Source organism: Haliscomenobacter sp. (assembly GCF_040403615.1).
GTDB lineage: Bacteria > Bacteroidota > Bacteroidia > Chitinophagales > Saprospiraceae > Haliscomenobacter.
Genome location: NZ_JBBAKG010000003.1, coordinates 15,818 through 36,352 on the forward strand (window position 1 = coordinate 15,818; position 20,535 = coordinate 36,352).

The 20,535-nt window shown below is 44.3% G+C and carries 22 protein-coding genes; all 22 read right to left on the reverse strand.

The features are described from left to right. Positions 1 to 72: 72 nt before the first annotated feature. Positions 73 to 1,110 carry a hypothetical protein gene (locus ABW391_RS01735; RefSeq protein WP_353480089.1) on the reverse strand — a complete coding sequence of 346 codons (1,038 nt, stop codon included), beginning with the start codon at positions 1,108 to 1,110 and terminating at the stop codon, positions 73 to 75. Beyond that, positions 1,103 to 2,392, reverse strand: coding sequence for a twitch domain-containing radical SAM protein (locus ABW391_RS01740; protein ID WP_353480090.1), 1,290 nt, complete (start codon positions 2,390 to 2,392; stop codon positions 1,103 to 1,105). The genes ABW391_RS01735 and ABW391_RS01740 overlap by 8 nt, the downstream gene beginning before the upstream one ends. Then, positions 2,376 to 3,098, reverse strand: coding sequence for a hypothetical protein (locus tag ABW391_RS01745; RefSeq protein ID WP_353480091.1), 723 nt, complete (start codon positions 3,096 to 3,098; stop codon positions 2,376 to 2,378). The genes ABW391_RS01740 and ABW391_RS01745 overlap by 17 nt, the downstream gene beginning before the upstream one ends. Before the next feature lie 185 nt (positions 3,099 to 3,283). Then, a complete protein-coding gene (locus ABW391_RS01750; RefSeq protein ID WP_353480092.1) occupies positions 3,284 to 4,501 on the reverse strand; it encodes a twitch domain-containing radical SAM protein in 1,218 nt (405 codons plus the stop codon). Further along, positions 4,498 to 5,760 (reverse strand): twitch domain-containing radical SAM protein, encoded by a 1,263-nt coding sequence (locus ABW391_RS01755; protein ID WP_353480093.1) that lies wholly within the window; start codon positions 5,758 to 5,760, stop codon positions 4,498 to 4,500. The genes ABW391_RS01750 and ABW391_RS01755 overlap by 4 nt, the downstream gene beginning before the upstream one ends. Then, complete coding sequence (locus tag ABW391_RS01760; protein WP_353480094.1) at positions 5,757 to 6,647, reverse strand: type 2 periplasmic-binding domain-containing protein; 891 nt, start codon at positions 6,645 to 6,647, stop codon at positions 5,757 to 5,759. Before ABW391_RS01760 ends, ABW391_RS01755 begins: the two co-directional genes overlap by 4 nt. Further along, complete coding sequence (locus ABW391_RS01765) at positions 6,629 to 7,960, reverse strand: twitch domain-containing radical SAM protein (RefSeq protein WP_353480095.1); 1,332 nt, start codon at positions 7,958 to 7,960, stop codon at positions 6,629 to 6,631. The genes ABW391_RS01760 and ABW391_RS01765 overlap by 19 nt, the downstream gene beginning before the upstream one ends. Continuing rightward, positions 7,941 to 9,017 (reverse strand): hypothetical protein, encoded by a 1,077-nt coding sequence (locus tag ABW391_RS01770; protein ID WP_353480096.1) that lies wholly within the window; start codon positions 9,015 to 9,017, stop codon positions 7,941 to 7,943. Before ABW391_RS01770 ends, ABW391_RS01765 begins: the two co-directional genes overlap by 20 nt. After that, positions 9,001 to 10,404 (reverse strand): twitch domain-containing radical SAM protein, encoded by a 1,404-nt coding sequence (locus ABW391_RS01775; RefSeq protein ID WP_353480097.1) that lies wholly within the window; start codon positions 10,402 to 10,404, stop codon positions 9,001 to 9,003. Before ABW391_RS01775 ends, ABW391_RS01770 begins: the two co-directional genes overlap by 17 nt. Next, positions 10,388 to 11,089 carry a hypothetical protein gene (locus tag ABW391_RS01780; RefSeq protein WP_353480098.1) on the reverse strand — a complete coding sequence of 234 codons (702 nt, stop codon included), beginning with the start codon at positions 11,087 to 11,089 and terminating at the stop codon, positions 10,388 to 10,390. Before ABW391_RS01780 ends, ABW391_RS01775 begins: the two co-directional genes overlap by 17 nt. Next, positions 11,089 to 11,952, reverse strand: coding sequence for a radical SAM protein (locus ABW391_RS01785; RefSeq protein WP_353480099.1), 864 nt, complete (start codon positions 11,950 to 11,952; stop codon positions 11,089 to 11,091). The genes ABW391_RS01780 and ABW391_RS01785 overlap by 1 nt, the downstream gene beginning before the upstream one ends. Continuing rightward, positions 11,940 to 12,503 carry a hypothetical protein gene (locus ABW391_RS01790; RefSeq protein WP_353480100.1) on the reverse strand — a complete coding sequence of 188 codons (564 nt, stop codon included), beginning with the start codon at positions 12,501 to 12,503 and terminating at the stop codon, positions 11,940 to 11,942. The genes ABW391_RS01785 and ABW391_RS01790 overlap by 13 nt, the downstream gene beginning before the upstream one ends. Positions 12,504 to 12,909: 406 nt before the next feature. Beyond that, a complete protein-coding gene (locus ABW391_RS01795) occupies positions 12,910 to 13,593 on the reverse strand; it encodes an SDR family oxidoreductase (RefSeq protein WP_353480101.1) in 684 nt (227 codons plus the stop codon). Next, on the reverse strand, positions 13,593 to 14,519 hold the full coding sequence (locus tag ABW391_RS01800) for a hypothetical protein (RefSeq protein ID WP_353480102.1): 927 nt from the start codon (positions 14,517 to 14,519) through the stop codon (positions 13,593 to 13,595). The genes ABW391_RS01795 and ABW391_RS01800 overlap by 1 nt, the downstream gene beginning before the upstream one ends. Further along, a complete protein-coding gene (locus ABW391_RS01805) occupies positions 14,506 to 14,838 on the reverse strand; it encodes a hypothetical protein (protein WP_353480103.1) in 333 nt (110 codons plus the stop codon). Before ABW391_RS01805 ends, ABW391_RS01800 begins: the two co-directional genes overlap by 14 nt. Further along, positions 14,828 to 15,532, reverse strand: a complete 705-nt coding sequence (locus ABW391_RS01810; protein WP_353480104.1) for a hypothetical protein — start codon at positions 15,530 to 15,532, stop codon at positions 14,828 to 14,830. The genes ABW391_RS01805 and ABW391_RS01810 overlap by 11 nt, the downstream gene beginning before the upstream one ends. Before the next feature lie 67 nt (positions 15,533 to 15,599). Beyond that, positions 15,600 to 16,406 carry a hypothetical protein gene (locus ABW391_RS01815; RefSeq protein ID WP_353480105.1) on the reverse strand — a complete coding sequence of 269 codons (807 nt, stop codon included), beginning with the start codon at positions 16,404 to 16,406 and terminating at the stop codon, positions 15,600 to 15,602. Beyond that, positions 16,403 to 16,711, reverse strand: a complete 309-nt coding sequence (locus tag ABW391_RS01820) for a hypothetical protein (protein WP_353480106.1) — start codon at positions 16,709 to 16,711, stop codon at positions 16,403 to 16,405. The genes ABW391_RS01815 and ABW391_RS01820 overlap by 4 nt, the downstream gene beginning before the upstream one ends. Positions 16,712 to 16,770: 59 nt before the next feature. Then, complete coding sequence (locus tag ABW391_RS01825; RefSeq protein WP_353480107.1) at positions 16,771 to 17,766, reverse strand: hypothetical protein; 996 nt, start codon at positions 17,764 to 17,766, stop codon at positions 16,771 to 16,773. 12 nt (positions 17,767 to 17,778) lie between these two features. Beyond that, the gene (locus ABW391_RS01830; protein ID WP_353480108.1) at positions 17,779 to 19,761 is read right to left on the reverse strand and encodes a beta strand repeat-containing protein; all 1,983 of its coding nucleotides are present in this window, start codon (positions 19,759 to 19,761) and stop codon (positions 17,779 to 17,781) included. 20 nt (positions 19,762 to 19,781) lie between these two features. Then, a complete protein-coding gene (locus ABW391_RS01835) occupies positions 19,782 to 20,351 on the reverse strand; it encodes a hypothetical protein (RefSeq protein WP_353480109.1) in 570 nt (189 codons plus the stop codon). 32 nt (positions 20,352 to 20,383) lie between these two features. Then, entirely contained in the window at positions 20,384 to 20,533 is a 150-nt protein-coding gene (locus ABW391_RS01840) for a hypothetical protein (RefSeq protein WP_353480110.1), read from the reverse strand. Positions 20,534 to 20,535 lie beyond the last annotated feature (2 nt).

Sequence of the window (20,535 nt, forward strand, 5' to 3'; positions counted from 1 at the left end):
TGCGTAGTTCTTTTAGTTTTTTACGATAACGTATTTCTAATGTAATTCTATCCCAAAGTCTTCGTATCCAGTTCATTTTAAACTCCTAATTTGTTGCTCTATGTAGTCCGGATCACTCCAGTGGTAGTTGTAAGTAGCCGACGCACTGTCAGTACGTATGCTGTACACATCTAAATGGTTGGCTAGTTGTGCCCAGATCTTTTCATAGTATTGGCTGCCAAATGACCTTTCAAGATCAACTTGCCCGATGCCGGGGTGGCCGATTGTAAGACCGGGGTCATCTGGGTCAAATCCATTCCTGGCAAGCCATTCGCGAAATTCTGCCAACTGTGCAATTTGCCAAGGGTATGCGCCGGGATCACGTGCCCATTCAATGTCAAAGTCGCCAGCGGCTTGAGTTTGTGTGCGTAACCCTGTAGTAACAAGCTCATCAATCCTTGAATCCCTGCCCTCATCACAAAATACCTCCCAGTGATGCTTGCCCACTGCTTTATTTACGCCCACATACACACCACCTAGTTTTCTATTGATTGTTTCTATACCAAACAACTCTAAGTCTTCTTCGCCTAATTCAAATCTTGGAGCACGTAACCAACACATGAGTTGGCTGGGTCTACGCCATTCAGGCGATTGTATAGCCTTGCGCATACTTAACACAAGACTTTCTAGTTCGTGGCATAATAGATTTAATTGACGTATGTGCCAGCGTGTGACATCATCTGCTGAATCGTAATGGCGACTCATTGCGCCTGCTGTGCCCTGCAAGTCTTCAAAGTATCTGTGCAATTGATTCATTCGCGCATGATTGATGTCTAGATCTGCTTGTATTACATTGGCAGGCGAAAAGAAGTCTTGAATACGATAATCTAAACTGCTAGAATTAATAGCATTAATTGATCTATTAATTTGTGTGCAAAGGAATTCTGCTGTTCTGGCACCTTCGGTCCAGCCCAGCCAGCAATAGTTCTTTTCTAAATGCAGATCACGTTGAATGATATCATTCAGTGCGGCCAACCATTTACGGCTGAGGCTGTTGTCCACAACATCTATATGCACAGTCAAGATATTGTCGTCCGCACCGCGTAGGTCTATTTCTATATGATCAAGCAATTTTCATCCACCATTCTAGTACGTCTGGACGCGGACCCAGGATATCTGTCATTGTCACACTGTGAGTTCTTATTTGTTCTAGTTGTAACACACGGGCTTTGCCCTTACGCAAGCCCTCTTGATACTGGTCCGGCCATTGTTCCGCAAACGTGGGCCGGTTCTTTAATTGTAGCAGTACATCACGCATGGCACCTGCGGAGCGGCCTGCTAGTTCGTCAACCCAAGGATCTAGTATGTGTCTGGGTAATGCTAAAGGACTCATAACAATATCTGGTGAGAAACTGAAGATCACCTTGGCCAACATTTCCACACCTAATTCTTGTGCTAGACTATTCATGGCATCAACTTCAGTCATGCCCGGTAGTGTGAGTGTAAAGTCCAGACGCATTTGCCTAGTATTGGTGGCTATGTTCAAACCCTGTTTAAAATTGTTCAAAAACTGGTCATAGCGTAGACCAGTGCGTATGTATTCGCCGGTGACTCCTGTTCCGTCCAAACTGGCGCAGATTTGCCAGTCACGTATGTTCGTAAGTATATCGCGGTAAAGGTCAACCCCACTGTAAGCAATCCTGCTGAGATTAGTGTTATATCTAGCATATAGTTTCTCTCCGTCTCCTAGTTCTATTATTCGTTGCATGTAACGCCAGTGCTGTTCGTACATTAAAGGCTCGCCGCCCACCCAGTATATTTCTTCTACTCGGTGTTGCTCAACAGCCTCACTGAATTCGGCTTCAATTTGACTATCTTGAAAGTGTGAGATTTCGGCACGTATATCGTTTCGCATCCAAGCATTTTTAGGATTTGTCCAGTCAACCATGTTGTTCTGTTTTTGCTCACTTTCCCAGGACGAGGATAGCATGTCGCCACAGGTTCTACACTTGAAATTACACAAGTTTGAAAACCTATAATCCCATGAAACAGGGCGCATATGAGTCGATCCATCTGGGTCAGTGCTATCCCATATTTGATCAAGTCTTCCTCCGAACAATTGTGAAAAATAATCGCGGTATACGGATACATTGAGTAACCGGTCATTACAAACCTCACATTCTGGTAGTGTTTCTCCGGCCATCATACGTCTGCGTACAGAGCGCATGTGATCGCTATTCCAATGCTGTTCAAGTGTGACAGGAATATACTTTCCTGTTCCTGCACTAGTATCTATATACTGTTCAAAGTTCTGTGCGGGCTCGCGTGAAGCACAGCACATACGTCGTTCTGTTTGAGGGCTTAGATATGTATGCACCCAGGGTGCCATGCACATGTTATCGGGTTTCTGCATAATTCAACAACGGGTAAATTATTTCGTCCACAATTTGTTTGCTTACCAATTGTGTATCAAAAAATCGTGCGTGATTGTGATTGATTTTTTGTTGTGTCACAGCATCATAAGGCTGTTTGGAGAACTGTTTTACATTGTCTACTAGACTGTCTAATCGTCTGACCCAGACTGGGTCAGAGTCATAATCTTCGTTGAATATGTTTTCAAATGTTTCAAATCCTTGATTCCGCAAAGACTTCAAAATACCTGGCGGACCCAGTGTCAAAAACGGCTGATAAAATGCAATGGGCTTGTAGGTTTTTTCTGTTATAAATATTATGTTATCTTTTAAAGAAATCATAGATTCACACACAAAACTAAAACAAGTATCATCATACCATTCTGGGGTAAAATTTTGTTGTGTGCTCCAGTCAGACATGTCACCGTCATTGGGCAATTGGCGACCATTGGCTACATAACTCCAGACAAAATCACCCAACCAGGGCTGTAATTTTTGCACTGCACGATCCCTTTCGGCCCTCTGCAGCCGCAACGGCATGAGTGCTAGATGTTTATAATTTTTATTGGGTTGATATGTGTTGAATTTGTGGTAGATATATTTCAAACTGTCATTGAGTCTATACCAATTTGGGTTTTGTATAAGGTACTTGGTCTGGTCTGTGGTCACAATCTCTAATAGATTATCATAGGCAATTTTATATCCCATGTCAACAAAATTTTGTTGTACCACTGTGGGATCAGTATAATAATTTGCATAAAACACAGTTGATTGCTTGTTGTAAGACCGGGTTGGATTGTACAATTCCAGGTTCAAATGCGGTGTCACAATGTCCTGAAACCAGTTACTGGTCAAGGTCAAGCGTTGTTCAAATACCAATGTTATTTTATTGGTCATAACTCATGTTTTTCGTACTGCAACAAGTCTGCCAGTTCAGGCGCTACTGCACTCAGGTCTTGGTCTCGCTTGCGATCCAGGTCTGCAATCTTCATTCGTGTCATAAATCCATCAGTCGACGCACCAGAATTCATAAAGTCTCGTATGCGATCAAATTCGTCCCTGTAAATAGTTTCTACTGAATTTAAGTATTCAGAAATGGCCTTTTTAGCCGTGTCGGGCAAACAAGCAATTGAGAAGTACCAGGCATCGTGCATCATGTTCCAGTACACAAAGTCGAAACTGTCTCGATTCTTTTCTAACCAGGCCGCAACGTCACCAAGATAACGCACATTAAACACATTGACTGTGGTGCATACTTGCAGTTGGATATTGGAGTAGATTTCTTTTAAGTCACGGAAACGGTCTAGATTCGCACATACATCTGCCCATACAGCATTCGAGCGTTGATATTCAAAGCGTTCACCTGTATCGTCTATTGAAAAGGCTATTTCTACTGTTTTGAAATGCTGCCAGATTGACTCTGCTGCCTCTGGATACTGTGTGCCATTTGTGTTGTAATGGATTTCCACCTGCCCAGCAATGCCGCGATCCACAATGCCCTGTAACATCACAAAGTGTTCCGCAATCATAAAGGGCTCACCGCCTGTGAATTCTATATAGCGTATGTCATCGACCACTGAGTCAATTTGATCCCAGAATTGAGGATTGTCCCTGGGCCAAGCGCCAGCACGTAGCATTGTGTAAGCGTGTGACTTTTTCTGTTCGTCCCGGGGCAATTGATTGAGTTCTTCTGTGGCAAATTGACTTGATGACCAGGATCCGCATATACGACATTTTAAGTTGCAGATGTTGCCCAGTTTGAGATCCAGGAACATCAAGGGCTTGGCATCTGCAGTCCAAGTGTCACTTATGCCCATGTGCTTGAGTCTATCTAGAGTGTGCATGCGTTTGCTAGTGCGCCCTGCACGTTCTTCTGACCAGCACTTGCGACATGTTTGCGGTTGTTCGCTGTCCAAGAACTGTTGGCGTAATTGACGCATATGATCGCTGTTTTGTATATCAGCAAAGTTGGCAGTTGATAATTCAAACTTATTGCCTGCATCATCTAAGATTTCGTCATCGGCCAGACAGCACGGACGCACAGTACCTATAGGGCTGGCTTCTAGGCTGATCCAGGGCAATACGCAAAATTTGTCTTGTGGTAATTTCATCTTAAGGCCTTTAATTCAGGCAGTACGTCCAGGATATTTTCATTTCTGATACTATCCAATTCGTGTGTCCGGCGCCAGAATGTGTCTATCAACTGTGTGTTGTCTGTTGCGTTCATAAAGGCAATTGCTGATTGAAAACCCTGCGTGGCTCGCTGTAGCGGATCTCGGTCGCTCATCCAACTCAGGTGTTTCAAATACTTTTCTTCCAGGCGTTGTTTGTATTCTGGGGGAGCAATATCTATACGATAGTGTGCGGGATCTTGCAGTATGTTTACATTTAAATCCTGTGCGCGAATAAGTCCTGCGGCCACCCATTCTCGATGAAAGTCCGGCAGATGCCAAGCATTCATTATGCTTAGTGTAGGGCTAATATAAAAGTCCACGTCAGGACATGTGGCAATCATTCTGTGACGATTTTGAACCACGTCCAACCATCGAGTGCCTTTTCTAATATATTCAGCAGGCAGTCCCATGCCATCTAAACTGGCACCTACGGCTACGCTTTCAAACTGCCGCCAGTATTCAAATACTGACCGGCCTTTTAAGTCTGTACGTGTGAAGTTTGTATTGTATATCAGTCTTACATCAAAACGTTTTCTTTTCACTAATTCTTCTAATATATTATAGTGCTCTTCCATCAATAATGGTTCGCCACCTGCAAAGTAGATTTGTTCTACATAGTCTAAATGAGGCTCTAATTGTGTCCACATGTCTGTTTCTGTGCGTCCTGCATAGTTTAGCACAGTATTGCGATCTTTCCATTCAGGTCCTGCAAGTTTTGCCTGATCTTGATACCACTGGCTTGAAAAGATATGCCCACATGATCTACACTTTAAGTTACACAAGTTACTGAAGCGAATATCCCAGTAAGTCATTTCAAATGGATTAGAATCTAGTTTCTTTACATGATGCCCGTGATGTTTGTTTGCTGATTTGCGTCCCGAAAAGAATCCAGACTCTTCCTGTTCATAACAGCGTGTGCAGGCCGCGTGTGGCGTTTCCGTCAACATGCTATCACGTAGTTGCTTCATTGGCTCACCCCGCCATATTTCTTCAAGAGTGTGGGTTCTACAGTTGCCTACCACACCCGGTTTCATTTCGGCATGACAGCAAGGATATGCTTCACCAGTGGGGTAAGCATGCAAATGAATCCAGGGGTAGATACAGAACGTTTGAGAATCTTCCAACAAGAATCGCTCACGTTCTGTGAGTTCTGTTGGCCGAACCAGGTCTGTTGAATTATACTTGTATTGGGTCATTTTGATTGATTGATATCATTTCTATATTTTTCCTGTAAGCGACGAACTTGTCGAATAGATGTGGAATAAAATTCCTCAGCAGAGGATTCAGGGATTCGCATGCCCGATAGTTTAAAAATTTCGTCAGCGCCTAGACTTTTCTGTGCGTCATTGAGTATGGCAGCAACGGCACGTCTACGAGCAGGATCCATGGATCTATGTGCCACCGTGATGTTAAACACATATGTAGCGTCAATTCCTATCTCGCGTAGAGTTTTCATGTCCGGAGCCTGTGGCAGTCTTGTGGGGCACGACGCGGCAAATGCCTGTAAATTGGCATTGCGAGATTTCATGGCTGTAAACGATTCGTAACGATCAACCACCATGAATATGCCATTGTTTCCAGCCATGTTGATCAAGGCGTCGTTATTGCTTTTAAACACAATGTACTTGGTGGTAAACTTGTATTTTTCCCCCAGTGCAAGTGCTGTTAAATGTGTAGCATTGCCAAATCCTACTCCGCCCACAGTAATCTCTTTGTGATCAGTTATGGCACCATTAATGATCACAGTCCAGCAAGCATCACCCAAGGCATGCAACGGCACGTAGTCTGATTCGGTTATGCGCCCTTCAGACACGTTTTCCACAAATGCCGGGGCAACAATGGCCAGGCTTGTAGAGTCAAGTGCTTGCAATGCAATTGTTTGATTGCCACCGGGACGGAACTCCAACACAAACAAGTATGTGTTTTGAGCCCGATTGGCTTGATCAATGATTCGAAACATGGCCGGTGTGGCCGAATGACTGGGCGAGTAAGGAGAAAAAATGCGCACTGTGTCAGCTGATGCTGTGGCACACAAGATCAATCCAAATAACATGCTCAATAGTTTCATAATGAGTTGTACCATTCTTTTAATTCGGGAAATGTGGACCCAAAGTCTTTGTCACGACGCTGATCGTACTGTGAATAAAACTGCCGGAAATCATTTAATAGTTTGTCACAATCAAATGCTTCTGAGTGCGGAGTTTTTACCACATCCAAATAGTCTATTAGCCGCTGTGTGTGATTTACTTCATGCTCGTGAATGACGTCGCTGTCCACCCAGTGCTCTAGCCATGTGATCAAGCGTTGCTTGTATACTGTACGGATGTTATCGGGCAGGACCAAGGGTGATTGAAAACTAGGAAAGCGTAGGATATTTAATGTGAAACTAATGGCATCCTTTCCATATTCCAATTTCCAATTCATTATGCATTCCAGCAATTGATCCAGTGTACTTAAACATAATGCGTTGATTGTTGCCATGACATGTATGCCTCGGAACTGACCCGAGTCTAATAGTCTTTCAACATTGTTGGCCCAGTCGTCCCACACAAGTCCGTCACGTATATATTCTGCTTGAGTTGAGATTGCCTCGTTGCTTGTGTATAAGTCGATTGCCATTCCCTCTGTGCTGGCAAGCAATCGGTCAATGTCAATGTCGGTTCCCAGGTTACTGTTGATAGCCAAACGTGTGCTACTACGTCCCCGGTTGTCTCGAAACCAGTCAACCAGGCGCCAAGTATGGTGGGACATGAGGGGCTCTCCTCCTGTGATTCTAAGTTCCTGGAGGGTATGATGTAGATCTGATTCCCACCATGCAAAAAATGCATCAATGTAGGGATTAGATTCCGTGATCTTAAACAACTGAGCACTATCATGGGTGTGAGTAAAGTGATTGCGCCCGTCACTAACAAGATCTTGATAGGGTCCGTTACGTTTGATATCATTAGCCCAAGTTGTGCTAAAAGCAGGGTTGCAGTAAGAACAAGCAAATTGACAAGTACGATCAAAAGCAATTTCCAGAGTACGGAGATTGACGTCGACATCGGGTGCAGTATCAAATGCTTCATTCAAGGCCTTTATAGGATATATCTTTGATTTGTACACACGGTCTGATATAGCGTCCGAACCCATGTCTTCGATCTTCCAGCAGTATTCGCAACCTGAGGGACGTTCGCCTGACAGCATTTTGCGTCTGTCATCTTTCTTTTGATCAGTATTGTGCAGGAGCCTAGGGTTGGTTGTGACTCGATCACGGTCCACCAAATGGGCAGGCGGGTGATGGCAACTGGTGGTCTGCCCACTTCCTAACCAAATGGTAGCGTTGTACCATTTTGCCGCACAAAAACTTGCAGATAGCCGGTCTAATACTGTGTGTTTAAATTCCGAATCGTTCATTGATGTAATTTTGAAATTGACCTGGAAAGTCTCGGGGAATTCGCAGACTTAACTCAGTGAGATGTTGTTGGTTATATTTACATACATTATAACACTCATTGGCAAATTGTGCAAGGTCTTGTGTGCATAAATCTTCAACAACCATTGCAATTCTTTCTAATCTGTCGGCAGAGTTGTCAATTTGATCAAATGTTTCATCTAGCAAATGACCAAATGTTTGGAATCCCAGATTGTGCATGTCTCGATAAAAGCCCCGATTGGCCACTGCTATCCACGGGTGTGCAATGGCAATGGGCTTCCAGATCTTTTCTGTCCTGAAACTATAAGGATAATCAAATACAGTTTCAGTGACCAGGCTAAAATATGTGTCTGAATAGGGACGAGAATTGAGATAAATTTCTCCCCAGTCATTGTTGAACAAGGTGTGCTTGGCAAATCCTGAATGCTCAAGTGCAACATTCTTTTGATAGAAATCAAATTCGTATTCGGGGGCCAGTAGTTTTAATTCATTGCCATGCGTGACATCTAGATTGGACCAGATGCTTTGCTCAAGCAAGTGTTCTAGTCTGCTGATTAATGCTCGTCGATGTGAGCGTGCGCGGCCATTCAAAAACAAAAACTTATAAGGCCTGGTATCTGTCCAGGTATTTTTATACTGTTGAATGGCTGTGACATTTTCTGTGTAGTTTAGGATCTTGGGCAAGAAGTTTTCATAAAACAACACAGGAATGTCTGGTTGCATCTCACCGCCGGCAATTATTGCTATTTTTTCTTGCCGAACCAGATCTAGGATACCCAGTGCTTCTGACTGTTTGAGCATGGTTTCCGATCCTTCGGCTGGATTACCCAGCATGGGAAAAATGTCACCTGCTTGCGCAAGTTCTTTGATTTTCTCAGCGTGTTTGTTGAACTGTTGCCGACTAAACACATACACCGCACCTGGCACAATTTCATGCTGGTCCAGATCCCAAAACCAATCAGTTATCAATCCAGAGCCTCGCAAAAGTTCTTTAACTTCACAAAACTCATCCATTACCAATTTATGCGTTTCTGGCATGCGACTCACATTCAGCCCACCAGGCACGCATTTCAGGAAATGTCCGTAAGAAGTCAGTGTCTCTACGCCGGTCGTGTTCTGAAAAGAATCTATAAAAATCAGCGCGAGCAACAGAATGATCTTGAGTCTGGGCACTGCGCATCCAGGCAATGTCTCTGTCTAGTCGTGCCACTTCATAATCTTTGAATCCGTGATAGGGATTGGTATCTGTGGTCAAGTGCTGGCTCATCCAGTCCCGAACGCTTTCTAGTCGTTGAGCATAAGATTCTGGCAGAGTCTGCAGGCTTTGCCATGCGGGCTGTCTCAGAACAGGTGTATCAAACCACACACGTTGATACGTGGTGCTATGCTTGCGGCGTAGTTCTAGTATGCCTTCTAGCAGTTGTTGTAAACTACTAACGCTCAAGTTGTTCATTGTTATAATAAACGTTAGACTGTTGTAGGAGGGAATGTCAGTTAGGTATTGATCCACACGTGACCACACTAGATCAAAGTTCATACCGTGTCGCATGTATTCTGCTTGAGCACCCCAGCCATCTAAACTCACATACTGCATGAAATGTTCTATACGGCCATCACAAATGGTTTGGACCGCAGTCAAGTATCGATCAAAAAGACTCTGCTTTACTGAAAAGTTTGATGTGACGTTTAGATGCAGTTTCTTTGACGGATTCTCAATCACATGATTAAACACACGATATGTGTTCTTGTCCATTAGTGGCTCACCGCCGGTCATTCTGAAGTGTTCTAGTGTGGGATATAGTCGGGGCCACCATGCCCAAAATGCTTCTACATAAGGGTTATGCTCTCGGGCAGGAATAATGCGCCTATTCCCGGCGAAATGATCCAGGCTGTTGTGCGGAGTAATGGTAGCATAAGGCCCCATTCTCTGTGCTTCATCGTGCCAACTGCTACTAAATTGAGGACTACAATAACTACACTTGAGATTGCAAGCGTTATTAAAATTAACTTCAACATAACTAGGGATAATATCATCTTCGGCTCCTGTGCTATTTTTTATTTGTTCAAAGTCCACTGCGGCCCAGGGTTCCCCAGAACGATAGTGCCTGTCGCTGAGTTTGCCCTGATCTTCCATGTTCCAACAGTATGAACATTCTGCAGGACGTTCACCTGTCAACATCAATTGACGTTGTGCTTTTTTATGTGCGGTGTTATGCAATGCACTTGGATCAAACTTGATTTCCACAGGGTTAATTGCATGCAAGGGCGGATGATAGCACGAGTTATTGAGTCCTGTGGGCAAGTGCAGGCTGACCTGTTTCCATTTGGCCAGGCATAATGCAGGACCCAGTTTGTCTTTCATAAACTCTGCATCGCCTAGAAATTTTGATTTAACGTCAGTTGCGACTTCATTGCTTTTGTTCATTTATCCACTTCTCTATTGTTGGTTGAAGATATTCTGCAAATTCTTTGTTGGCACGCGGCGTTGGGTGTTCATGACAAAAATATCCATTTTCCTCCCACCAGCACCACTCTTTGATTTGTTCATCCCAGGCAAACGTTGCGGCTCGACTGGGGGTAATGCCATTGCTGTGCATGCGCCACCCCACGTCACTGGCTCCCCACCCAAACTTAAACCACTGACTATTTAATCTTTCAGCAATCCAGCGTTGCCAACTTTCACACAACACATCAAATCCAAATGCTTGTGCTAGTAATGGATCAACATCGCTGAGCCCGCCAATAAAGGCAATGGGATTATCCACGCGACAATGTATCTCACTCATTATGTCATGATTCAATGCTGTGCGTATATCGAACATATCTTCTTTTTCAATCCATTCATGTGGGGAGGCATTTCTTATTCTACCATAATCACGTCCAGGTTCTGTCCAGACCCATATCACTGGCACTGTGGCGGGCACACGCATGGAAATCAGTCGATCCAAGCAGGCCAAATTGCCTTGTCCCGGTGTCAAGCAGTGCTGATAGAGGCCCGGCCAATGGTCGGCCAGTCTTTCATCACCCGGCAGTGGGTAACGATTACCTTTGTCATAATTGTCATTGGTAAATCCTTTCAGTGCCCAACTGTCTCCAGCAAAGATGTACATTATTTTAAATCCCGTTTTTGCATTGCAAAAATCTGGTCGCCGTGGTACTGCTCAGGACAAAAACGACATTGATCAATAGGCTGATCAAGATTGTGCAGAAACTGCTGTTTGAATGAGTCACTGTCGGTGATTTTCAACGCACGATATCTGTGCATGAGATCGAGGTCTTCCGCACTCAATGCCAGATGGTGTTGTTGGTCAAATTCGGGTAATACTGCCACAACCCCGCACTTGTACAACTCGCCGCGTATGAAATGATGACATGTTTTCATATGACAAATGTCATGTGCTTTAACAACGTCACTTTGATGCAATGTCAGTGCCTCATCCATTTTAACAATAGCGCCTTGGTGAAACCACCAATTGTATTCTATTTTGATGCATACACCATTGGCATCAGTTACTGTCATGTACTGCTGATAAGGATTGTCAGAGTTAAAACTCACAGTGTGCGGGGCCTGAGTAAAGTCCTGCACCCGTTGTACAATTTCCTGCTTGTGTTGTTTGTTGTGTATGCCTACCCAGAGTTCAATGTTGCGATGTTTTTGCAGTATTGAATACAAGTTGTCCTGTCGATCCAGTCTAAAGCCATTGGTGATAATTCTTATTTTTTTATTGGGCCATAACTGATTAACACCCTGCACCCAGTCTATGAACGTGGGGTTGAGCAGTGGCTCGCCACCCAAGATACCAATACTGCCAATATCAACTTGTTCAGCCCATTGTCGATATACATCGGCATAGTCGTTCCAGCGTTGATAACCTGTGAAGTTGTAGTTGTTGAAACGGTTGCAACCTGAGCATGCTAGATTGCAGGTGTTTATTATATAAAACTCTACATAGGGTATTTTTAACTTTGACATACTGCGTACAACTGAGATTTGGTGATGGTTCTAAACAGATTGTAGTTGTGTTCTAGAGAATCTGTCATGCTTGCATACATGTTTTGTAGTTCAACTGTGGTTTTTGACGCCAAGTCTTGTAATATTGTATGTATCGCAGGTGTGTGACATGATGCGGGGTCTTGGGAATATCCTTCGTCCCAGTAGTCGAAAAATGTGCGAAATCCCAACTTCCTCAATCGAGGTATAAAGTGTTGTGGTCCTTGCACAATAAACGGAGTACGCATCAAAATGGGTCGCCATATCTTTTCATCCAGATAAAATGTGTCACCTGACCAATAGGTCAAGTTTACTACTTCCACAAAAAAAGTTGGGTAGAGTTTGGTTATGTTTAGTGTAACAGGATTCAAGATAGGATATTCATTGATGCTGTCTTGAGTTATTGGTGACTGCTTGATTAACTCAATTGCGGCATCTATCTCCTCTGATGTGGTGCCGTTGAACATCATCTCCTCTAATCCTATAAACGATCTGTGGTATGGATCTGTTGGGTTGCAATGATATGTTTGCACAGTTTTATCTGCATGTTTTTTGTGCAAAGTACTTGCCGTGGATAATCTATGTAGGTTTCCGTGCCCGATAAAATGTCCAAAGTGTTTGATTGTGTTCCAATTCTTTTTGGTATCAGGGGTAAGGTATCTACGAGCAGAATTTATATACATTACTTGGGGCACCAATGATACATTGTATTCTGAATGATGTTCTGCTAGGTTACATGTTTGCAAAGTTATGGATTGTTTGTTGTATCCAAATCTCAAACATAAATTGTCCAATAGTGTGTATAGTCCTAGACTGGTGGCACAAGGTCCTTCGCCGTTGGTATCTAGCAAAATTGTTGGAGAACCATTGATCATTTCGGTAACAACATCAATAATAAATTGATCGCGATTCCAAATTGTGCTGTCGCTTGTGGCAAAACTAATCATTTAAATATACAGCAATGGCTTCCAGAGCGTGTTCTCGAGTGATGGTATATTGTTTTTTATTTGTTATGTTATAGTTGGCAGCATTGATATCATCCTGAACTGACAGTTCAGGATAAAATTGTGCCACAATATCTTTGTCTAGTATTGGTTCAGATACAAGATTGATTTCTTGAATATCTTGTGCTATGACATTTTGAATATCGGCACACAAGCGATTCAATGGATAATATTGTCGTTGTGTGTTGCCTTTAATTGTATCCAAGTACAGTCGATTTTTCAGATCCCAAAGAATATTTTTGCTTATGTTATTATCAATCAGTGTACACAAACGTACAATATGTGCCTTGGGAAAAAATTTTACTGCTTGTTCTAATCGCAACCTATTTGCCCCGTACGACGTGTTGTATGCATACTGCGTGTCTACAGTACTGATCAATACCACACGTTGAACTTGAGTTTCTTTAAGGTATTTGATGATGGTGTCAACAGACTTGGCATCATGATCAGGATTTGCGGCAGCTGCCATTCTATTGCCCGACGGTGCCGCAATGTATAGCGTATCAAACTTTGCATCAGGCAAACGATCAATGGTTTTAGATGTATACTTTAACCCAAATTGCAAATGTTTTTTTAGTTCGCCCCCTACTAGACCTGTTGCACCAATTAGTCCAATCATTACCAACCTTCCTGCTGACGTATAACATCTATTTCTCTTGTCATGATGCCACGGTTCACAAAGTTTGATCTGTAGTGATGTTTGAAGAATTCACTTTGTTCTGCTTCCAGCATGGCCAAGGGCAAGTCCAGTGTGGTACCTAGTTCTTCTGCCACTCTATTGGCCAGCAAGCGTGGATCACTATCCTTTACTGTGTCCCATAGTTCACGTAGTCGTTCAAAATCTTGTACCATTATGTAATCCACATTGGTCAGCATGGTCATGTATGTGCCCATTCGGCTTCCTGCAATGCACCACATGCCGTTTTCCGCATCTGCACCCACGTTGTGCCATATGGTCAAGTTGTCCAAGTTGCGTTGATGCACACGTTTTTTGAAGTCTTGTATAGTGGGCTTGGCACCTTGATTCAAGCACATCTTTACACCTTCACGAAAGCCGGCACGCCAGGCATGGAATGGGCTTTGGTTGGGATAAGTTGTGGAGTAACAGTCATGCATGGCCCAGTATAGCGGATCAAAACAAAACTCTACCACAGTTTCGTCTCTGCCATCTGTGTTCTCGTGTGTTTTCATATTCATCACGTACTCGCGTGTCCATGAACTCAGGCCACCATTGCCGTACATGAGTCCGTTGACATGGTTACGTGCTCGCCAGCGGAACACAGCCTTTTCGTATTCAGGTGTAGGAAAATGCAACGTTTGGTTAAAAAATGCTGAGTTGGGGATATTGTCTCCATCCACAAGGATAAATCTTTCGGTGTCAGAAGCCATGGCCGCGGCCTTATGTGCCGCATCGCTTCCACGTATATTGCTGACCCGTCGGGCCCAAGGCACCATGTTCTTAATCTTGATCCAAAATTCTTCTTGTTGTGGTTCATCATATGATAGGTAAATGCAGTCTAGGTCTGCAATGTCAATAGGATTCATATGTTCTCATACTCCAGTGTTGGTGTGGTTCAGTTTTGTCAACTACTATGGCCACGTTGTCAGGGTGACAAGGTGTTCCTGTATCTGTAGGTGTGAGTCTGCGCACAGCAGATTTTAATTCAATCACATGACCTGCTTGCACTCGAACATTCATGGGTGCTCGAGCATAAGTTTCAGCATCAACGTCAATGTATGTACCAGGCAAATCTTCCATGCTGTAGTTTATTGGTTCGCCTGCCTCATTATAGTACAAGCGGAAAAACACCGCCGGGGGCTCTGGCATGGCATGCAAGATTGCCCAGAATTCTTCAGCGTTCATGATGCCAATTCTTAACGTTGTAATGAAATGCACCACGTTGCACGACGGTGTTTACTCGCAGTTCATAATCGCGATATTCGCAAATTAATTCGTCCACCCAAGGATCTCGCTTGGCTGAAATAATGTGACGCTTCATGTGTATGATAGTGGGATAACTGGCAAAGGGCATGGTGCATGTTTCAGGTCCCATAATAGTGGCCGCAATAGCATACACCACATCCGTTGATGGTTCCGCTTCGGGAAACTTGAGCATGGCACGATACTGCGGCCAGTTTTCAAATATGTTGCGTACTGTCACAAAGAACTCCTTTGCAGTCGCACTCAGTCGCCAGTAAGTTATGGCATTGTACACATCCGGCAAGTTGTTGGCATCAAACACCTGACGATAGTGTCTAGACTTGGCTCGTTGATCTTTCCAATCTCTACAGCCGGTTGATACTACTATGTCGCGATGACGCAAAAGGTTCCACCAATTATCAATCGGGCTGGTGATCAACATGTCTGCTTCTAGTTTGATTGTTTCACGGAATGGTGTAGCGTCGAATACTTGCCAGTCATTGGCATAGGGATTTGCAGTATCAATGGCAAACGGAAACTCACGCACATGATCAAACAGATGGTCCGGCTCACAGGCGTGATTGGTCAGCAGGCAGATTCTGGCATTAGGGTGCCAGTACTTGATGGTCTTGGCCAAGGTTTCACTGCAATTTACATAGTCTGTGTTGGCAGTATTAGTTGCTACTATTAGATAGCCTTGTTCCTCAACAGGTTTCAATTATTTTCTCCAAATGTTGTTTGCCCATGGCATGAAAGTCTTGATTTCTTATTGTGGTCCAGCGAGGTCGTTTGTTTTGATCCTGATAATCTATTCTGTAGCAATCTTTGCTGGTTCTGGTTACGGTGTGTTCCGGAGTCACGCTTGCCAAGTTCCAGGGTATGCTCGGATATTCTAGTGTTTGCCCGTTTACAATATTTAATGCTATGCTCAGTGCATGATCATTGCGATAGGTAGAACTCACAATCTGATACAAATCTTTGTAGTGTCGCCAGTTGGCACGAATCATTTGCATACACTCAAATATCAATCGAGCATGAGTACTCTTCTGAAACATCATCACTGTAGCCCATGACATGGGCATGTTATATTCACCGTAGTGATTTAGGCCTGCGAAATCACCAACCCCAGTAATATCATACGCACCAGCATGTGCCAAAAACTCCTGATTGCTGTCAAGCAGAGTCTTTAATTGATCACTGGCCACCACATAGTCAGCATCCAGTACTAGGGTTTGATCCCAAGGGGAAAGAGTATAGGCGTCAGTTCTACCTGCGTTGTGCCACGTAACAGTCGCTTGATAATCCTCAAACCAACGTATTCCCCCTGCAGATGCAGTTGCCGAAATAACTTGATCAAATCCTCTGAGTCGCTGGTCTCTAGGGTTGACGTCTGTAACAACAGCAGTGGGAATGTTGAGCCACCTACGAATGTTTCTAGCACTCCACTCAGCCATAGCAACGTAGTTGGTTTGTTCATTGTCAAAAGCAAATATCAGTGCGCCTGTGGTCATCGGTTCTTGTTGAGATTTTCTTGTTCTACACGCCAGGCATTCATTTGCTCTTGCCAGCGAGCATGTGATAAAGCAAACAGTTCTGGAACGTTTATTCGTACAGGAGTTTCGTATAGATCCAGCAACACAACGTCCTTGTCTTGGGCACAGGCCAATAACACACATTGTAATTCGGGACCGGCACGCCACATACCTTCAGCATGAGCAAACAATAATTTTGCTTCGTATTTTTCTTTTAGGGTGCGTTTGGCAGCCGCATGATCAAATCTAGCCCGTGCGTGGGCCACAAGTTTTTCAGTTTCCATAGATTTATTATACAAGAAAAAGAGGTAGAAGTCTACCTCTTGTGCGGGGATTTAGCCGATTATGCTACACTGGCTGCAATAGAAGGTGTGCCCCAGGTGTTGGTTAATGATGCTGTACTTGGTGGAATATATGTGACCAATGTAGTTGGTGCTGTGGCTACGCCAATTGCGGTAGCAGGACTGGCCACACCAGTACCCCCGGAAATGTTGGCAGTGGTACCTGCGCCTGATGTGCCGTCATCACTCCAAACAGTGACCAAGGTCAGCACTGTGGAACTTGTGGCTGTGGCTTGAGTGCGGATAAAATTTGTTGAGTAAGGCGAGACTGCGTCATTGAGTTGGAATATGGTTGCAGGTGAAGTAGTAAGATTGTACCAGCCTGTTGTGGTAGCCAGTGTGGTTTGAGTGCCGCCTGTGCCGCTGAGTCGAGTGGTTCCAGTATAGGCCTGCGCCGCAATGGTTTGGGTGGCTCCGTTCACCCGGCCTGTGAGATTTATAGAACCGCACTGTCCGGCCAACTGATTCCAGTCAGGATCAGCGTCAGTACCTGTGCTAGATTTGCCATATTTGATGCGCACGATGCCACCTGCGTTCCAGAAATAACGTGCTTGGTCGGCCGACGGGAATGTAATAGTGTGTGTAAATGTAATGGTCCATGCTGTCTGTCCAGAACCAGTACCAGTTGTCTTTGACGTCGTGCCCGTGAATACGCCGTATTCTGTTCCTGATGCCGCGGCGTTGCCACGGTTGGTAGTGACACTGGTAATATCTGTGGTCACGTTGGCCAAGATACTAATTGTGGTACCTGCTGTGGGTGCTGATCTTGATGTAAGAGTTGTACCAGTTTGGGTGCCAGAAGAACTCAAACTGTTGACCAATGTGGCCCATTGTGTTGCTGTCACAGTTCCACCAGTAGATGCTGTGGCAATGGTGGGCTGTCCCCATCCTGCATCACCTGAGCCTGTGCTCCACACTCGGTTTAGACCTGCTGTGGTATTACCTACAAAGGTATTGTAGTCTGTTGCTTGTATTAATCCGCCGCTTGAATATGTCATATTTTTTCCTAATTAATTTTTTATCGTTACAATTGCTTCAATTGTACCTGATTCTGGGGTGGTCTTGTCAACCAGGCTTCGTCCAATTACATTGAATGAAGTGGCTTCTCCTGGCTGGGCCGCTCTAGCAATACCTGCTCCCGCTGAAACTAATCTGTCACCTTTGCGTACAATGCCAACAACTTTGACCGGGACACGTCCGGTCATTGCAACTGGAGGATGTGTGTCGTCTTCGCCGGCACCACCGTTCATCAAGTATGCCGCTCTAGTACTTATCACGCCAAACACATTTTCGCTTAATTCTGTTCGAGATCTAGTGATCTCTGCCACCCCGCCCAGTTCAACCACTGTGCCTGCTTCTAACACTTCATCTGCGGCAAAACGTTCTGCAACGTCAGCGTAAAGTGCTGTGGTTGCTGTGGCAAATAATCTGTTAAAATATGTAGTTGCACTACCAATATTACCAACTCCATTTGAGTTGTTATTGTTGATGTTGCCACCGCTGATGTTGCCAGTTGACACAGTCAAACTTGAACCGGTAATAGCACCACCTGTGATGGCACCAGCGGCTGATATCAATCCACCTGTAAGCACATTACCGCCAGTGACGTTGCCACTTGCGGAAAGGGTTGTGGCATTGACTCTGTCAGTGAATGTTTGATTAAAATACTGAGCCGTTGATCCAATATTGCCCACAGCATTTGTACCACTGTGTGCAAGACTGACTGCACTGAGACCAGCAGTATATAATGTACCGGAATCAATCACAATCACATTGCCAGTTCCACCAACGCCAATGGTTACGTTGCCATCCAGTGTACCAATTTTTACGTTTGATGTGCCGTTTTGAATTTGTGATACACTGACTGCGGCATTGATACCGGTCATGTAAAATGCGTTGCCCAAAACAAAACTGTTGCTAGTGATGTTACCAGCAGCCGAAATCAATCCGCCAGTTAGTATATTACCACCAGTTACGTTACCGGTTGTGCTGACATTACTACCTGCAGGGCTAATAACATTACCAATAAAGTTTGCACCACTCACGTTGCCAGTTGCTGATACTACACCAGCGGTTAAAATATTACCACCTGTGATGTTGGCTGCTGAAGTGATGGTGGATGTGGCCGAAATCAATCCGCTTGTTAAGATGTTGCCGCCAGTGATATTGCCAGTTGTACTAACTGCGCCGCCTGCTGGTGGAATCACGTTACCAATAAAGTTAGCGCCTGTTACGTTACCAGTTGCTGATACCACGCCAGCGGTCAAAATGTTTCCACCAGTGATATTACCAGTCACGTTACCATATCCGGCAATGTTAGCACCACTTCCAGTGAATGTACCTGTTACTGTGCCGCCGGCACTGATAGTTACATTGCCAGCGCCAATCAAGTTACCACTCATGTTGGTGCCCGACGAGTTGGTCATGGTCACGCCCTTAAACACTGTGGGGAACAAGGTACTCACAGGGGCTGCCGCAGTAAAAGTAGCGCCATCATTATAAATTGCCACTCGCACATTGTTGACATATATCGTGGTCACATAGTGTGGAGTTGCTGTGTTATCATTGATTGTTTCAGGAATAGCACCTGCTGTACCAGCAACGCTTGAATAGGCTGGGCCAACTACTAAAAATGCAGATCCAGTCCAGACTTTGAGTTGTTGGTTGGTAGTATCATACCAAAGATCGCCAGTTACATTTGAGGCCGGCGCTGTGCCGCTGGCAGTAGCGGCTGAAATTGTTTTAAACGTTGTACCGTTGTAAACTTTGAGTAAACTATTGGTTTTATCCCACCAAAGTTGCCCAGTAAGTGGGCTTGTTGGTGCTGTGGGATTTGAAAAGTTTTCCAACATTTGGATAATGTTTTCATCCAAAAATTCACCGTAGCCAGCATAATTTTTACCCACCAAAGTCACACTACTGGAGGTATTGATGGTTCCATCTGCTACAGTAGCAAAAATTGTTCCGTCAGTAAGATTAATTGTATATGCCATTTCGGTTACCTTTTTTATATTTATACAGCGTTGATGTTGCTCAATGTCTGTATTCGAAGCGTGTAATCAATCTGAATTTGTCGATTCAAGCTTTTTTGTACTGGGTGGAAAATCACGTGAGTAATCAGGCGCAGATTGTCAGTAGCGCCGTTCCAAGTTTTAAGCCCTAGTTCATCAAACACATACTCACCATTGTAGTTGGTTGAGTTATCAAATGCTTGCTGTTGCGGGGGCTCACCGTAGTCCAACAAACAGGTCACTAGAATATCAGTGTAAAGATTTCCTACTGTGTGTAGCACGGTCATTTTGTTGTTTTCGGGGTCTGTATCAGCGGCTGAATTATCATCAACCACCTTTTGATATGTTTGGTTATACAAGTCAGCATTCTGTCCTGTGGTATTTGGGGGCAAATATGTAATAACACCTGTGGGGTCTACTGAACTGCCGCCGTTGCCAAAGGCCATTTGATAGATATAGCCCAGGTTGCGATCTGCTAGGCTCTGTGCCATTGCTACTGAAATGTTTTCGTAGTGAATAGCGTTGTGATCATTGTAGAATATTTCGCCGCTTGTGGGGTCATAGATCTTCACATGCCCAGTAATTTTTGCTAGTCCAGGCTCAATCATGCTCGGCCCTCCACATAAGTCTTTTGCGTTGTTGGATCAAACACTCTGAAGTATCCTTGCACGTTGACTGTGCCGGTTTCGTTGGGTTTGCCGGGCTTTTGCTCTTTTATAGACTCAACTTTTTGATTTTGTTGTGTATTTGACATGG

Excerpts from the sequence above, each read along its gene's own strand:
- ABW391_RS01740 (WP_353480090.1), bottom strand. The coding sequence starts at position 2,392 with ATGCAGAAACCCGATAACATGTGCATGGCACCCTGGGTGCATACATAT.
- ABW391_RS01745 (WP_353480091.1), bottom strand. The coding sequence starts at position 3,098 with ATGGGATATAAAATTGCCTATGATAATCTATTAGAGATTGTGACCACA.
- ABW391_RS01750 (WP_353480092.1), bottom strand. The coding sequence starts at position 4,501 with ATGAAATTACCACAAGACAAATTTTGCGTATTGCCCTGGATCAGCCTA.
- ABW391_RS01755 (WP_353480093.1), bottom strand. The coding sequence starts at position 5,760 with ATGACCCAATACAAGTATAATTCAACAGACCTGGTTCGGCCAACAGAA.
- ABW391_RS01760 (WP_353480094.1), bottom strand. The coding sequence starts at position 6,647 with ATGGTACAACTCATTATGAAACTATTGAGCATGTTATTTGGATTGATC.
- ABW391_RS01765 (WP_353480095.1), bottom strand. The coding sequence starts at position 7,960 with ATGAACGATTCGGAATTTAAACACACAGTATTAGACCGGCTATCTGCA.
- ABW391_RS01770 (WP_353480096.1), bottom strand. The coding sequence starts at position 9,017 with ATGCCAGAAACGCATAAATTGGTAATGGATGAGTTTTGTGAAGTTAAA.
- ABW391_RS01775 (WP_353480097.1), bottom strand. The coding sequence starts at position 10,404 with ATGAACAAAAGCAATGAAGTCGCAACTGACGTTAAATCAAAATTTCTA.
- ABW391_RS01780 (WP_353480098.1), bottom strand. The coding sequence starts at position 11,089 with ATGTACATCTTTGCTGGAGACAGTTGGGCACTGAAAGGATTTACCAAT.
- ABW391_RS01785 (WP_353480099.1), bottom strand. The coding sequence starts at position 11,952 with ATGTCAAAGTTAAAAATACCCTATGTAGAGTTTTATATAATAAACACC.
- ABW391_RS01795 (WP_353480101.1), bottom strand. The coding sequence starts at position 13,593 with ATGATTGGACTAATTGGTGCAACAGGTCTAGTAGGGGGCGAACTAAAA.
- ABW391_RS01800 (WP_353480102.1), bottom strand. The coding sequence starts at position 14,519 with ATGAATCCTATTGACATTGCAGACCTAGACTGCATTTACCTATCATAT.
- ABW391_RS01805 (WP_353480103.1), bottom strand. The coding sequence starts at position 14,838 with ATGAACGCTGAAGAATTCTGGGCAATCTTGCATGCCATGCCAGAGCCC.
- ABW391_RS01815 (WP_353480105.1), bottom strand. The coding sequence starts at position 16,406 with ATGACCACAGGCGCACTGATATTTGCTTTTGACAATGAACAAACCAAC.
- ABW391_RS01820 (WP_353480106.1), bottom strand. The coding sequence starts at position 16,711 with ATGGAAACTGAAAAACTTGTGGCCCACGCACGGGCTAGATTTGATCAT.
- ABW391_RS01825 (WP_353480107.1), bottom strand. The coding sequence starts at position 17,766 with ATGACATATTCAAGCGGCGGATTAATACAAGCAACAGACTACAATACC.
- ABW391_RS01830 (WP_353480108.1), bottom strand. The coding sequence starts at position 19,761 with ATGGCATATACAATTAATCTTACTGACGGAACAATTTTTGCTACTGTA.
- ABW391_RS01840 (WP_353480110.1), bottom strand. The coding sequence starts at position 20,533 with ATGTCAAATACACAACAAAATCAAAAAGTTGAGTCTATAAAAGAGCAA.